This window comes from Streptomyces sp. NPDC032126 (assembly GCF_055580085.1).
This window is the reverse complement of the sequence record NZ_JBVIMA010000016.1, coordinates 51,153-62,515: the sequence shown is the minus strand read 5'-3', so window position 1 is coordinate 62,515 and position 11,363 is coordinate 51,153. Positions and strand designations below refer to the sequence as shown.

20 protein-coding genes are annotated in these 11,363 nt (G+C 69.3%); 5 read left to right on the top strand and 15 right to left on the bottom strand.

Annotated elements, in window-relative coordinates; translation table 11 throughout:
* Window positions 1-545 precede the first annotated feature (545 nt).
* Window positions 546-704: a helix-turn-helix domain-containing protein gene (locus tag ACZ5NW_RS36770; RefSeq protein WP_468748400.1), complete on the top strand. Its 159-nt coding sequence runs from the start codon at window positions 546-548 to the stop codon at window positions 702-704.
* Between the two features lie 122 nt (window positions 705-826).
* Here the strand turns inward: ACZ5NW_RS36770 and ACZ5NW_RS36765 are convergent, their stop codons facing one another.
* Complete coding sequence (locus ACZ5NW_RS36765; RefSeq protein ID WP_468748397.1) at window positions 827-1,060, bottom strand: hypothetical protein; 234 nt, start codon at window positions 1,058-1,060, stop codon at window positions 827-829.
* A 143-nt stretch (window positions 1,061-1,203) separates the two neighbouring features.
* Between ACZ5NW_RS36765 and ACZ5NW_RS36760 the strand changes: the two genes are divergently transcribed.
* Both ACZ5NW_RS36760 and ACZ5NW_RS36755 read left to right on the top strand, forming a co-directional pair.
* Window positions 1,204-1,443: a GntR family transcriptional regulator gene (locus ACZ5NW_RS36760; RefSeq protein WP_468748396.1), complete on the top strand. Its 240-nt coding sequence runs from the start codon at window positions 1,204-1,206 to the stop codon at window positions 1,441-1,443.
* Between the two features lie 34 nt (window positions 1,444-1,477).
* Window positions 1,478-1,657, top strand: coding sequence for a hypothetical protein (locus ACZ5NW_RS36755; RefSeq protein WP_468748395.1), 180 nt, complete (start codon window positions 1,478-1,480; stop codon window positions 1,655-1,657).
* A 321-nt stretch (window positions 1,658-1,978) separates the two neighbouring features.
* On the opposite strand, the gene ACZ5NW_RS36750 is transcribed toward ACZ5NW_RS36755, so the two are convergent.
* The 6 genes from ACZ5NW_RS36750 to ACZ5NW_RS36725 all read right to left on the bottom strand — a co-directional run bounded on the left by ACZ5NW_RS36750 (window position 1,979) and on the right by ACZ5NW_RS36725 (window position 4,929).
* Entirely contained in the window at window positions 1,979-2,176 is a 198-nt protein-coding gene (locus ACZ5NW_RS36750) for a hypothetical protein (RefSeq protein ID WP_468748394.1), read from the bottom strand.
* Window positions 2,173-2,397: a LexA family protein gene (locus ACZ5NW_RS36745; RefSeq protein WP_468748393.1), complete on the bottom strand. Its 225-nt coding sequence runs from the start codon at window positions 2,395-2,397 to the stop codon at window positions 2,173-2,175. The genes ACZ5NW_RS36750 and ACZ5NW_RS36745 overlap by 4 nt, the downstream gene beginning before the upstream one ends.
* Window positions 2,398-2,453: 56 nt before the next feature.
* On the bottom strand, window positions 2,454-2,966 hold the full coding sequence (locus ACZ5NW_RS36740; protein ID WP_468748392.1) for a hypothetical protein: 513 nt from the start codon (window positions 2,964-2,966) through the stop codon (window positions 2,454-2,456).
* A gap of 384 nt (window positions 2,967-3,350) precedes the next feature.
* The gene (locus ACZ5NW_RS36735) at window positions 3,351-4,379 is read right to left on the bottom strand and encodes a tyrosine-type recombinase/integrase (RefSeq protein ID WP_468748391.1); all 1,029 of its coding nucleotides are present in this window, start codon (window positions 4,377-4,379) and stop codon (window positions 3,351-3,353) included.
* Complete coding sequence (locus ACZ5NW_RS36730) at window positions 4,376-4,699, bottom strand: hypothetical protein (RefSeq protein WP_468748390.1); 324 nt, start codon at window positions 4,697-4,699, stop codon at window positions 4,376-4,378. Before ACZ5NW_RS36730 ends, ACZ5NW_RS36735 begins: the two co-directional genes overlap by 4 nt.
* Window positions 4,696-4,929 carry a hypothetical protein gene (locus tag ACZ5NW_RS36725; RefSeq protein ID WP_468748389.1) on the bottom strand — a complete coding sequence of 78 codons (234 nt, stop codon included), beginning with the start codon at window positions 4,927-4,929 and terminating at the stop codon, window positions 4,696-4,698. Before ACZ5NW_RS36725 ends, ACZ5NW_RS36730 begins: the two co-directional genes overlap by 4 nt.
* An 83-nt stretch (window positions 4,930-5,012) precedes the next feature.
* On the opposite strand from ACZ5NW_RS36725, the gene ACZ5NW_RS36720 reads away from it, so the two are divergent.
* Window positions 5,013-5,189: a hypothetical protein gene (locus ACZ5NW_RS36720; protein ID WP_468748388.1), complete on the top strand. Its 177-nt coding sequence runs from the start codon at window positions 5,013-5,015 to the stop codon at window positions 5,187-5,189.
* A 169-nt stretch (window positions 5,190-5,358) separates the two neighbouring features.
* Window positions 5,359-5,856 (top strand): hypothetical protein, encoded by a 498-nt coding sequence (locus ACZ5NW_RS36715; protein ID WP_468748387.1) that lies wholly within the window; start codon window positions 5,359-5,361, stop codon window positions 5,854-5,856.
* Window positions 5,857-6,159: 303 nt separating this feature from the next.
* Here ACZ5NW_RS36715 and ACZ5NW_RS36710 read toward each other — a convergent pair whose 3' ends face one another.
* From ACZ5NW_RS36710 to ACZ5NW_RS36675, 8 genes are all read right to left on the bottom strand, one after another.
* A complete protein-coding gene (locus ACZ5NW_RS36710; RefSeq protein WP_468748386.1) occupies window positions 6,160-6,522 on the bottom strand; it encodes a hypothetical protein in 363 nt (120 codons plus the stop codon).
* Window positions 6,519-6,959, bottom strand: a complete 441-nt coding sequence (locus ACZ5NW_RS36705; protein WP_468748385.1) for a hypothetical protein — start codon at window positions 6,957-6,959, stop codon at window positions 6,519-6,521. Before ACZ5NW_RS36705 ends, ACZ5NW_RS36710 begins: the two co-directional genes overlap by 4 nt.
* Window positions 6,960-7,340, bottom strand: a complete 381-nt coding sequence (locus ACZ5NW_RS36700; RefSeq protein ID WP_468748384.1) for a hypothetical protein — start codon at window positions 7,338-7,340, stop codon at window positions 6,960-6,962. It lies immediately after the preceding gene.
* 24 nt (window positions 7,341-7,364) lie between these two features.
* Entirely contained in the window at window positions 7,365-8,303 is a 939-nt protein-coding gene (locus ACZ5NW_RS36695) for a peptidoglycan recognition protein family protein (RefSeq protein ID WP_468748383.1), read from the bottom strand.
* Between the two features lie 56 nt (window positions 8,304-8,359).
* Window positions 8,360-8,707, bottom strand: a complete 348-nt coding sequence (locus ACZ5NW_RS36690; RefSeq protein WP_468748382.1) for a hypothetical protein — start codon at window positions 8,705-8,707, stop codon at window positions 8,360-8,362.
* Between the two features lie 2 nt (window positions 8,708-8,709).
* Window positions 8,710-9,474, bottom strand: coding sequence for a glycine-rich domain-containing protein (locus ACZ5NW_RS36685; RefSeq protein WP_468748381.1), 765 nt, complete (start codon window positions 9,472-9,474; stop codon window positions 8,710-8,712).
* Window positions 9,471-9,965, bottom strand: a complete 495-nt coding sequence (locus ACZ5NW_RS36680; protein ID WP_468748380.1) for a hypothetical protein — start codon at window positions 9,963-9,965, stop codon at window positions 9,471-9,473. Before ACZ5NW_RS36680 ends, ACZ5NW_RS36685 begins: the two co-directional genes overlap by 4 nt.
* 331 nt (window positions 9,966-10,296) lie before the next feature.
* Window positions 10,297-11,358: a DUF5047 domain-containing protein gene (locus ACZ5NW_RS36675; RefSeq protein ID WP_468748399.1), complete on the bottom strand. Its 1,062-nt coding sequence runs from the start codon at window positions 11,356-11,358 to the stop codon at window positions 10,297-10,299.
* Window positions 11,359-11,363 lie beyond the last annotated feature (5 nt).

The window sequence follows — 11,363 nt, the reverse complement described above, 5'->3', positions numbered from 1 at the left end:
AGTCCGCCTCGGACGATCCCCCGTGTCGTCTGAGGTTTTTCGTTGGGTGCTCGTTGACCTGCGGAGATCCCGGCCGTTCCGCCATTTCACGGAGATGCGGCGCCCATTGGTTCGGCTTCGTTGGGTGTTCGCCTGGATTGGGTCGGAGTGATCGTCTCCCGCCCGTCTCCCAAGCGCCACGGAAATGCGCGCACCCCCCGCCTTCGGGCAGGGGGTGCGCTCGTATCGGTGGCCACTCGGGAGGGGCGTCCTAAGCCGCACACCGACACGTCTTACCCTCCCTGACAATCCGGATGACCGGAAGGATGCAGGTGGATGCCTTGATTCACCCATTCGAGTGAACACGCGTTCGATTCCTGGACACTACATCGAGCCTCGCGGCATATGCCAGACCGTCGCGAGGCTGGGCATGATCAAAGAATGCTTCAGATCTGCTGCTGACTAGCGATCATGATCCGTAAAGCGTTGCACGGGTGCCACCCGATCAACCCAAGTGGATCCTCGACGCCCGTCGAGCCGTCGGCGACCGCATCCGGATCCGGCGCATGGACCAGAACATGACCCAAGAGCGACTCGCCCACGCATCCGGCCTCGACCGGTCGACGATCCAGCGAATGGAGGGCGGGCACGAGATGAAGCTCAGTCACCTGCTGCGCGTTGCGGAAGCGTTGCGCGTTCACGTCACCGACCTCCTTCACGGCTGACTGTCGACAAAAAGTCAACAGCAGTGCGCACCACACTGGAAGTGTGGCCGCTGCATATATGCGTGTGGATCATATGCGCCCCGTGCGAATTTGTAACCGCTTGCTCACGCCTTGGCTAGGGCTTACGCCGTCCCGTTGAGCGCCTGGAACGCCCGATCGCTCGCCGACTGGTACGCGCTCCATAACTCGTCGGCGGTGTCGCAGCGGCCGGCGTCGACGTCGCGGCACGTGCCGCACCCGAGGCAGTGACGGGTCCAGGCGCCGTAGGCCTGCTGGACGGAACTGAGCCGCCCGGCGCCGACGACGGGCCGGACGGTGGCTTGGGCCTCGGGCGGTTCGTCTCTACGCTCGTCCATGTCGACGCTCCAGTCGTCGGCTGCCCCGGGGCCGCCTGTCCGCGACTCCGGGGCGTTTGTGCTGTTGAGGGGACTGTACTACCCCTTGCTACCCCTGGGGGTGGCTATGGTCGGCCGGGGGTGGTGTTCTACGGTCCGCTACCATGATCATCGACAGGGAGGGGCCCATTCCTCCGTACCGGCAGATCGCCGACGACATCCGCCGGAAGATCGAAGACGGAACGATTCCGCCCGGCCGGCGCATCCCGTCGATCGTCGAGATGGAGCAGGAGTACGGCGTCGCCCGGGACACCCTCCGTAAGGCCACGAAGGTGCTGAAAGACGAGGGGCTGGTGGAGACGGTGACTGGCATGGGCATCTACGTCGTCGACCGGAGGTCGTAGCCCGCTGTCAGACGCCGCCCATAGACTCGGGATCATGTCCTCCCCTTCTCCACCCCAGGGTCCTGCGCGCTCTGCCGAGGCCGTGCAGGAGGAGATCCGTGCTCTGATGCAGGAGACGGGCGGCTGGTTGTGGGGGCCGACGCGGGAGCGGTACGAGCGGCTGCGTGATGAGTGGGTGCGGGCCGTGCGCGAAGAGATGACGACAGCCGCCTGACGCGGCAGCGCCCTGCTCCGGTGCATCAAGCCGGAGCAGGGCGACCAGCAGAAGCAGACCCGACTTGCTCGTTGGGCTACTGATGGACTCAGGCTAGCTGGGCCCACTGACAACGCCGGGGCGGCGAGTGGACAGGACGTAGTCGCGCGCTGTCGGGAGGCTGGCGAAGGCGGCGTGCAAGCGCGCGCCGGCCGTCCGACCATCGGGCCCCCATGCGTGCGCGCTCATCGGCGGGAGCGGGTAGTGGCGCGCGACCTGCCGGAGGGCGCGCTCACGATCCGGGTATGGGCGGTGGGCCATGATCCCCAGCATGGCAGACAGCTACGACCTCTCGGGCCAAGTCGTCAACGTCTCGCCGGTCTCCTCGTCGGTGAGGGTGATGCGCACGCCGAGCCGTCCCCAGTCGCCGATCCAGGAGGCCATCTTCCGGCGCGCGGTCGCCTCGTCATTCCACCACCCGTGCTGGGATGGACGCCCGTCCGCCATGAGCAGCAGGTGGTATCGGCCGGGCCTGGTCATGCGAGCCGGATCCCGCGCGTGCGGCCGCGCTCGCGGACGATCGCACCCTTCGTCTCCAGTTCGACGAGTTGGTAGTGGACAGAGGCTCGGCTGCGCAGGCCGACAGCTTCGGCGATTTCGGTGACCAGCGGCGCCTCGCCCCGCTCCAGGATGGATTCGCGGATGACGCGGAGGATGCGTTCCTGGGTGGCGGTGAGGTAGTCGACGCGGTGCTGGGCCATGCCCCCAGTAGAAACCTTGTTCGATTTTTGGTGCAAGCTAGGGGACCTTCTCGTTCTCAGCGGCGGCCGTCGCGGATCTGGTAGACGCGAGCGCGGGAGAGGTTGGCTGCCCGGGCGATGGAGATCGCGGAGTGGCCAGCGGCGAGCGCCTCACGGATCGCTTCGTCCCGGGCGTACTCGGCCTCGTTGATGCGGCTGGCCGCGATGGTGACACGGGACAGGTCAGCGTCCACTGCCGGGCGGACGGGGAGCGGTTCGGTGATCCGCCACTGCGCGTCGGTGGCGGCCTCCCATCCGTGCTTGCTCAGCCATGCCAGGGCCCGGTTCTTGATGATGCCGGGGTGGGGTTGGTTGGTGATGCCGCCGCCGTAGGCGCCGAGTTCGCCGGTGGTGACGAGTGCGGACATGTCGAGGATGGTGTCGGGGTCGCGGCTGATTGCCTCGCGGGCGGCCTCGTCCCATACCTCGATGGTCACGTGTTCGCCGTACTCGCGGAGGATTGCGGTGTAGGTGGAGTCGGCCACTTCGCGGAATGCTGCGGCTGCGGCGGTCACGGTCGCGATGTTCATGGTTTGACCCTCCCCAGCGCCTACCTTGTGTAGCGCGCTACACATAGACTGCCCCTCCGTGCGGAGGATGTCAAGCGCGCTACACGCCGGAGCGGATCGAGTCCACCCGGCCGGGGCCCAGTTTTCTGCACACGACAGCGCCCGCCAAGACGGGGGAGCCTGGCGGGCGCAGGGCCAGTGTGGCACGGGCGCTGACAGGACGGTCCTGTTCCGCGTACCGTGACCGGGCGGCCTGCCGTGACCCCTACGGGGTGCAGGGGTTACCCCTCGGCAGGCCGCACCGAATCTCTGGGGAGGCATCATGAGCGACGACACGACCTGGGGCTGAGACTCCGGACAGCGCGACGCCCCCGCAGCACGACGGCTGCGGGGGCGTTCGCGTTCTCAGTCCTCGTTCTGCTGGAGCCTCTCCCCGAGCTTGGCGGCGAGGGCGTAGGCGGGGTGGTTGTCGAGCTGGCGCCGGCGCCGGTTGTACCGCTGGGTGGTGCGCGGGTCGGAGTGCGATACGGCGTCTTGCACGTCCTGCAAGGGGACACCGCTGGCGAGGGTGTCGGTGATGAACTGGTGCCGCAGCGTGTGGGGTTTGATGCTGGCGGCCTGCGGGATGTCAGCGCGGCGGGCGAGGACACGGAGGTGCTTCCACACCTCGGTCTGTGACCAGCGGCGGCCGGAGTCCGTGACGAACAGCGGGCCGTCCGCGCGGCCGCCGAGGTAGTCGAGCAGCGCATCGAGGGCGAGGGGCGGCACGGGCGCGGGCCGCTTCTTCCCGCCCTTCTGCGTGAGGGGCAGGGTGCGGTGCCCTCGGTCGTAGCCGAGCTGGTCGGCGTTGAGGGAGAGGAGTTCGTCGACGCGGGCGCCGGTGAGGTAGAGGAGCATGACGAGGGCGTAGGAGCGAGGGGCCCAGTCGCGCGCGGTCTGGACGAGCCGCATTGTCTCGGCCTCGGTCATCCCCTCGGTCGGCGAGTAGTCGGGGTCGACGTAGGGCCGGTTGACGGCGGCGAAGGGGTCGCTGTCGACGGCTTGGAGTCGGGCTGCGTAGGTGTAGAAGCTCCCGGCGGCGGCGAGGGCCTGCGCCTGGGTGGTCTCGGCCGGGGGCCGCCCGTTCCTCGTCGGCGTCTTGGCGAGGTGCTTGGCGTAGGCGTCGGCGAGCGGCAGCTTCGCCTGGAGCGGGTGGATGCCGGTGCTGCGGGCGTACTCCTCCCACGCCTTGAATGTGCGCGCGTAGGCCCGCCGTGTGTGGCGGCTCTTCTGGCGGGCGATCCATCCTCCGGCGATGGTGGGGAGCGGGTCGTGGTCGCCGTAGATGGCGGTGAGGTGGTCGGCGAGTTGGCAGGCTTCGTCGGGCCAGTCGTCGCGGGGGTCGTGCCGGTCGGTCGACAGCTCCGCCGACGGGCGCGGGACGATGGCGGTCACGTGTTGGGCTCCTCATCCGGGCGCACCAGGCCCGCGCCGCGTAGCCGCTCAACCTCAGCCCGCAGCCCCTGGATCGTCCGCAAGAACTCCTCGGTCGTATGAGTGGCGAGGTGCTCGCGCAGTGCCGTCTCAGTGCGGTCGGCCTCCGCGTAGAGCGCCCGGTGCGCGACCGAGGTGACAGCCTCGCTCATGTCCCACGCGGCCGGGTCGGCGGTCACGTCCAGCTCAACGATGCGGTCGACGGTCGGAGGCGGGACGTCGTGGTGCCAGCCGCATTCCAGCGGGCACAGGTAGCGGGTCGTCCCCGCAACCGGGCTCACCCGGTTACCTCCCCGCTGCTCGCCGGGCGCTGCTGGAACGCAGCCCGCAGCCGTGCGGCGGCCAACTCCAACCCTGGCTGAGCCGCCCTCACCATGGCTGCCGCGCCTTCGACGAGCTGCTGTTCCAGCGGGGACTGCGGGCGCGGCGGGGTGTATGGCGGGGTCTCGTCGTCGTGGCGGTCCAGCTGGTGACGGGCACGGGCGGGGCTCGGGTACGGGTGGTAGCTCACGGCTTGGCATCCTCCAGTATGGGATAACTGTCATTATCAACCATCGAGTTGCCGTCTGTCCGGCATTTCGGAAGGCTGCTCGCATGGCAGAAGAGACAGGCAAGGGCGCCTGGATGATGCGGTGTACGACCGACGGCAAGGGTGGCGGCTCAGAATGGGAGCGGTACTGGGATCCTGACGCGACCCCGCTGAGCGAAGCCCAGGTTAAGCGTCGCCGCGAGCGCCTACTGGAGATCCTGTTCGGACCAGACGACACCTGATACCGGCATGTTATCGAGAGCGGAGCCGTCCAATCGGCCCTCAGGAAGAGCGGGTTGCCGAGGACACCGCCGAGCTATGGCACCCCTCCCATTGACAGCCTATGGGAGGGGTGCCATAGTCGTGTTGTCGGCGGGAACGCCCCGCCACACAGCCCCAGGGGGAACCGTCATGCGACTGCTCACCGGCGCAGACATCATCGACTTCCACAACGGCCGCGACGACATCCTCGCCCTCACCCAGGACGGCGAGTTCGTCACCCTTGACCGCAGCGACCTCACCGGCCGGACCGACGCATACGGCGTCACGACCACCGACGACGACGTCGAGGTCACCGTGCTCCTGGAGCGCGAGACCGTCAACGACGGCGACTGGTTCCCCGACGCCCTCGACGACAACGGTGACCTCCACTCGGCTGTCGCCGACGAGATGGCCGCCGTCATCAACAACGACGCCGGACTCCAGGGCCTGGTCACAGTCCAGGAGATCCGCGACGTCACCACCGCCTGGGAGAAGGCGACCGCCGAGGCCGACCGGCTCGCCGCCGAACGAGCACGCCGCATCGCCGAGTTCGCCGACGCCTGCGGCAGCCAGTCCGCTGCTGCTCGCGCCCTCGGCATGGACCAGTCCACCGTCAACAAGCTGGTCAAGAAGGCCGCTGGCCGGTGACTCCGCAGTTGGGGCCGCAGACATGACGAAGCGCCCCCGCTTCCCTGCCAACCGGCAGGGAAGCGGGGGCGGTGTCGTTGGCGGCGGGAGCCCATCCCGCAGGTTCGCGGTCCAGGAGTCCTCGGGGTCGACTGCGCGCGTCTCGCCGTTGGAGGCCCTGCCGTTCGGGCAACCTGGGGTAGCGACCCCCAGGTCCCTCGCTAGACGCGAGGTATTGAGCCCAGGCTACGCCGGTTCGAAGGCCGGCGGAGGGGCAGCCATCGGCTGCTCCGGCAGCGGCCGCGGCTGAACGACGGGCATCGGTCACACTCCAGTTCGGTTGTACTCGTCCACCCTGTCCGGCGGCGCGGGCGGCTCCAGGCCGTGCCCCCGCATCTGCGCCGTCAACTCCCCCACATAGCCGGCGAACGCGCGCACCAGCGACCGAAGCGACCGGGTCTCCGCCTTCATGTCGTCGATGTCCTTCTGCATGTCGTCGCGGATCTCCCGAAACGCCGCCAGGTCGGCCTGCCGCTGCGACGGTTCCGCTTGGATCGCCGCCGCGGCCTCGTTCGCGCGAGCAGTCGCCTGCGCGGCCTTCACGGTGGCGCGGGCGACGAACCAGCCGCCCCCGCCGAGGACACTGCCGGCGGCGCCGATGACCGCTGTCCACTCGCCGACGTTCATGCGGCCTTGCCTCTCCGGGCAGGCCTCGGCGCAGGGGGGACCGAGTACTCGGGGACCGTGGCCGCCCACATGATGACCCCGACGTGCGAGGTGAGGTACCAGATGGCGACGAAGCCGCCGCGGGAGTAGTCGCCGGAGATGACGGCGCCCGTGTAGGCGAACGCCCACACGGTGGGGGGAATGAGGGCGGCGGCGAACCCGAACCAGTCGCGGCCGATTTGGAGGAACGCGGACACGGTGGTGACCAGGCCGCAGACGATCCACAGCCATGACCAGTGGCGCAGGCTGCACAGGTTGGTGAGGAGGTGCAGGCCGGGGTCGTGGGGCGGGTTGACGAGGAATGAGACGCCCCAGCAGGTTTTCCCGACGCCGAGGATGAGGAGGAAGGCGCCGCGGCGGCCCAGCATCTTGCGCGCCCGCCGGACCGCCCGCCGCATTCAGACTCCCGCCGGGCCGGACTTGACCGGGCTCGACTGCTCCACCCGCAGCGCCGGCACCGGTGCCGTGACCTCCTTGCGGATGATGAGCGCCACCGCGGCTTCCACCGCGCCCATCCACAGGGCCTGCTGGTCCGCCGACAGATGCAGGCCGAACGCCAGGAACAGAGCGAGCACGCCCTGCGCGAGGTTCACGACGGCCGCCGCAGCCGCCCCGGTCTTGAGGACGACGGCGTTGATGACGGCGACGAGCAGGGACAGGACGGCCATGATGGCGCCCTGCTGATCCGCACTCACGTCGAAGCCGTAGGCGGCCGACAGCTTCAGGGCGATCGCCACGAAGGCGAGGATGTAGACCGGCTCTCTGCCGAAGATCTTCATGGGGTCTCGATTCTCGTGGTGGGGTCAGGCGGCCCAGTACGGGCCGGACGCGGTGCGGTGGAGGAGGCTGGTCGAGGTGTCGTCGGGCGTGGTGACGCGCAGCTGGAACCGCAGGTGCCGGTCGGCTGGCACCTTCCCGGAGAGCGCGAACTGGTGACCGCCGCCGCCGAAGTGGGTGATCACCTGGTAGCCGGAGGGGTTCGCGCCGGCGGTGTCGGTCAGGTAGAAGCGGCCCTCCACGAGGGCGTCGTCCTGGGCGTCGAGAGTGATGTGCACGAGGGTGTCGTGCAGCCGGGGCCCGGAGTGCAGCACGGCATCAGCGAACGCCAGCCCCACCCACTCGCCGGAGGGCAGCACCACGTCGCGGGCGTTGGACTCGTCGAGCATCGTCGGCATGTCGGTCTCCTCTGGGGTCGGCGGGGTGGACGGGGTCGGGGTGGGCTGGACGGGCACGGCGTCGGCCGGCCGGGGGGCGCCGCTCTGCACCCACGCGTACAGGGCGGGGCCCGGACAGTCGGTGGCGTAGCCGTCGCGGTGCCCCTTGATCTCGTTTCCTGCGCCGTGCGCGCGCAGCAGCTCGATGCCGTCGCGGATCGCGCCGAGCATGGCGTCCGTCGGCCGGGTCACGCCCTCGGTGCCGACGAGCCCGACGATCGCGTAGTGAGCCCGGTTCAGCTCCTGGTTGCCGTTGGCGCCAGTGCGCTTGCCGATGCCCCGGCCTTCCAGCAGGTAGCCGTGCGGGCAGGCGCCGTAGTTGTAGGCGATGTCGCTGTAGTTCTCTTCCGTATTGGCCAGGTGGCTGGCCCGGATCGCCTTCCACTCCGCGATGCATGCGGCGTGGTCGTCGAGCAGGCGGGTGCTGACGGGAGTGCCCTCGTAGTGGGCCTTGACGCCTTGGGTGGAGGCCTGGTCGGGGGCGGCCGAGGCGGGCCAGCCGAGCTGGGCCCTGGTAACGAGCTTCACGTGCGCCCTCCTCGGGGCATGAAAAAGCCCCAGTCGGGGCACGAGTTGATAGCGAATCAGGCTTGGTCGAGGAGGTCCGAGCCGACGATGAGCCGGATCATCCCCTGTATCTGCCGTGTCAGGGCTGGGACTTGGGCGATGTGGTCGGCGTTTGTGGCCGCGCCAGCCGTGACCTTGTCGAGATAGGTCTGGTTGGTGGCGAGCGCCGTGCGGGCCTTGTCCAGCAGCGCGGCGCGGTTCGACTCACGAGCCTGCTGGGTGAGCCGCGTGTTGGCCGTTGCGTTCTCCGCGTCGGTGAACGGCCGCTCGATGACGAGCAGGCCGTACTCCCACCGCCGGTACACCCGCGCATCGGTGTCCCATTGCTCGCGGACGATGGTGTCGCCCGTCTCGATGACGGCCATGGTCACGCCTTGTAGGTGGTGACGATGACGACGCCAGCGGCACCGGCCGCGCCAAGAGTGCCGACCGCCACGCTTGCACCGTTCGAGGAACCGGACGCGCCGCCACCATAGGACGTTCCGGTGTTGCCGACCTGCGCTCCGGACGTGCTGGGGTTCGCGCGCGCCGAGCCGCCGAGGAAACTTCCGCCACCGTAGTTGGACTTGACGGGCAGGGCGGACAGCACGAGACCGGTGCCGCCCGCGCTGCCCTTCACGCGGTAGTCCCCGCCTGATCCGCCCGACCCGCCGTCCCCGGCGCCCGCGAACAGGTTGCCGGTCGATCCGGTGGCGGCAACGGATCCGGCACCGCCGATCGCTGTGATTGTTGCGCCGAAACTGGATGTGCCGCCGGTGCCGCCGGCGCCCGGCCCAACCGACCCCGCAGCGCCACCAGCGCCGACGGTGACGGCCACGCTGGATCCGAGGGCGCTGGCCGCGTATGTGCCCTTGGCGTACTCGCCGCCGCCACCGCCGCCCGAGCAGGAGCCCTGGCTGGCGGTTGTGGAGCCGACGCCGCCCGACCCACCGCCACCGCCGACGACCTCAACAACGACCCACAGCGCCCCGGTGGGCTTGTTCCAGGTCCCGGAGGAGGTGAACACCTGCACGTCGGGGGTCGTCGGGATGATGGCGTCCGCGGTCTCGGCGAGCGTCCGGTAGTGCTCCCATAGGCGGTCGTGGTCTGTGGACTCGGGGTAGGTGATGCCCTTGCTGGTCTGCTGGGTCATGAGCTGCGTCTCCAGTAGATCGTGAGCGTCCAGGCCGCCGACCAGGAGGCGCGTCCGGCGAGGCGGATGTATGGGGTGTCCGCGCTGATGGAGATGGCGAGGCCGCCGCGGGTGCCGTCGACGAGGGCCTGGCCCCAGCTGGTGGGCAGCGTGAACGTGGTCTCCCAGGGTGAGACCCTGCCGATGACGCCGAGGGCGGGCCCCGTAGTGGTCTCGTTGAGGGTGGGCGCCCCCGCCGGTCGGGTGAACTGGCTGACCAGGCGCAAGGTGGGCGAGCGCTTGCCGTAATCGCCCGAGGTGAGACGGCGCAGCCTGACGGTCGCCTTCGTGACGGTCGCGCCGGACAACGTCCTCGGCTTCGAGCCGTAGAACGCGCACCCGGTCATGCGCCCGTAGCTGCTGCCGGAGTAGCGGCCTTGGTAGGTGTCGAACGAGTTGACGCTGCCGCCGTCGGAGCGCCAGCTGCTGTCGCGGTAGGTGGCGGTCGACACCGGCGAGCAGGTGAGGGCCCCGGTCGTCGTGGTCGGTTTTGGGGCGGGTGCAGGATCCCCGGTGTCGACTGTGGTGCCCAGGGTGTCGCCTGGCGTGGGGGGCACGGTTGGTGCCGCGTCTCCCACGCCAGTCACCCAGTAGGTCGATCCGGTTCGCTGGATCAGCACCAGGTCGCCGACCGCGACGGTCACGCCCGACACGACCCGGGCGGTGACCTGAATTCCGCTGATCGTCGCCAGACACGCGCCGGCGCTGGACGCGGTATCAGCTCGCCCCAATAGGGCGCCCTGGCCAGCCAGAGACACCCGTGAGATACCCAGATCTGCCATGTCAGAGCACCCTCACGGTCAGGCTCATCTCGTCCGGCGAGTACGGCAGGGACAGTGCCTCGATGACGCCGGCTGCGCCTGACAGACCGGCGCCGGTCACGGTCACGAAGTCGCCGGCCACCAGTCCCGGGTGCGGCACCATCGTGACGTCGAGCTTCCGGTACGCCTGCCGCCGCAGCCCGAGCAGCTTCGTTGCGGCCGCCTTGCGGCAGGCTGCGACTGTCGTCATCAGCGGGGACTCGAACCGGTACGGCACCGCCAGTTCGTTGAACGGGCCGCCGATCCGGTACGGGCTGCTCTGGTCGTAGGCGACGCCCTGGATCTGGTTGCCGTCGGCGTCCTCGCCTTGGGCGACCACGCAGTTGAAGGCGCCGGTCCGGGATGAGGCGCCCCGCCATTCCACGACGGTCCCGCCGGTGCCGTCGGTGATATCGAGGACGGACGTGCCGGAGTCGGCGAGCTCGTCGACCAGTAGATAGCCGTCCTCCGTGACGCGGACATCGGCCGGCCACGCCCCCAGTACCTCGATGAGCGCGCCGAGCCTGTCGTCGTCCCACTGCATGCCCAGCGGCACAGACCGGTCGACGAGGCTGCCTCCGAACTGCACCGTAAGCGCGGGCTCGACGAGGGCGCGCACGGTGCTGCCCAGGGTGCCGCTGGGCTGGAACGGTGCGACGAACTTGGCTTCGTCGATGAGGGTGAGTAGTCCGTCAGCGTTGACGGTGACGGTGTCTCCGTCCGTGCGGGTATCGGTGATGATGAACCACCCGCGGTTGATCCACTCGGTGTCTCCGTTGCCGAGGTCCACGCCGTAGTCGACGCGCAGCCGCTGCCCGTAGGCGGCGAGCGGGTGGTCGACGGTGCGCGGATCCCAGTCGGTGGCGCCTTCCTGGCGGGGCACAGTGATGGTGATGGTCTCGGGGATGGAATCGGACCGGTCCCGTGTCTCGGTGCCCCCGGAGATGGGGATGTCCGCGGCGAGGAGGTCGTCGCCGAGCCAGGATTCGGCGCGCATGCTCATGTTGAAGCCGCGCAGAACGATCGCTTTCGCCTCGTCCGACATGTCGA

What these genes read in the sequence shown, in the direction of transcription:
- ACZ5NW_RS36685 (WP_468748381.1), bottom strand. Translation starts at nt 9,474, where the DNA reads ATGACCCAGCAGACCAGCAAGGGCATCACCTACCCCGAGTCCACAGAC.
- ACZ5NW_RS36765 (WP_468748397.1), bottom strand. Translation starts at nt 1,060, where the DNA reads ATGGACGAGCGTAGAGACGAACCGCCCGAGGCCCAAGCCACCGTCCGG.
- ACZ5NW_RS36750 (WP_468748394.1), bottom strand. Translation starts at nt 2,176, where the DNA reads ATGACCAGGCCCGGCCGATACCACCTGCTGCTCATGGCGGACGGGCGT.
- ACZ5NW_RS36770 (WP_468748400.1), top strand. Translation starts at nt 546, where the DNA reads ATGGACCAGAACATGACCCAAGAGCGACTCGCCCACGCATCCGGCCTC.
- ACZ5NW_RS36715 (WP_468748387.1), top strand. Translation starts at nt 5,359, where the DNA reads ATGCGACTGCTCACCGGCGCAGACATCATCGACTTCCACAACGGCCGC.
- ACZ5NW_RS36700 (WP_468748384.1), bottom strand. Translation starts at nt 7,340, where the DNA reads ATGAAGATCTTCGGCAGAGAGCCGGTCTACATCCTCGCCTTCGTGGCG.
- ACZ5NW_RS36675 (WP_468748399.1), bottom strand. Translation starts at nt 11,358, where the DNA reads ATGTCGGACGAGGCGAAAGCGATCGTTCTGCGCGGCTTCAACATGAGC.
- ACZ5NW_RS36705 (WP_468748385.1), bottom strand. Translation starts at nt 6,959, where the DNA reads ATGCGGCGGGCGGTCCGGCGGGCGCGCAAGATGCTGGGCCGCCGCGGC.
- ACZ5NW_RS36755 (WP_468748395.1), top strand. Translation starts at nt 1,478, where the DNA reads ATGTCCTCCCCTTCTCCACCCCAGGGTCCTGCGCGCTCTGCCGAGGCC.
- ACZ5NW_RS36720 (WP_468748388.1), top strand. Translation starts at nt 5,013, where the DNA reads ATGGCAGAAGAGACAGGCAAGGGCGCCTGGATGATGCGGTGTACGACC.
- ACZ5NW_RS36690 (WP_468748382.1), bottom strand. Translation starts at nt 8,707, where the DNA reads ATGGCCGTCATCGAGACGGGCGACACCATCGTCCGCGAGCAATGGGAC.
- ACZ5NW_RS36740 (WP_468748392.1), bottom strand. Translation starts at nt 2,966, where the DNA reads ATGAACATCGCGACCGTGACCGCCGCAGCCGCAGCATTCCGCGAAGTG.
- ACZ5NW_RS36760 (WP_468748396.1), top strand. Translation starts at nt 1,204, where the DNA reads ATGATCATCGACAGGGAGGGGCCCATTCCTCCGTACCGGCAGATCGCC.
- ACZ5NW_RS36745 (WP_468748393.1), bottom strand. Translation starts at nt 2,397, where the DNA reads ATGGCCCAGCACCGCGTCGACTACCTCACCGCCACCCAGGAACGCATC.
- ACZ5NW_RS36710 (WP_468748386.1), bottom strand. Translation starts at nt 6,522, where the DNA reads ATGAACGTCGGCGAGTGGACAGCGGTCATCGGCGCCGCCGGCAGTGTC.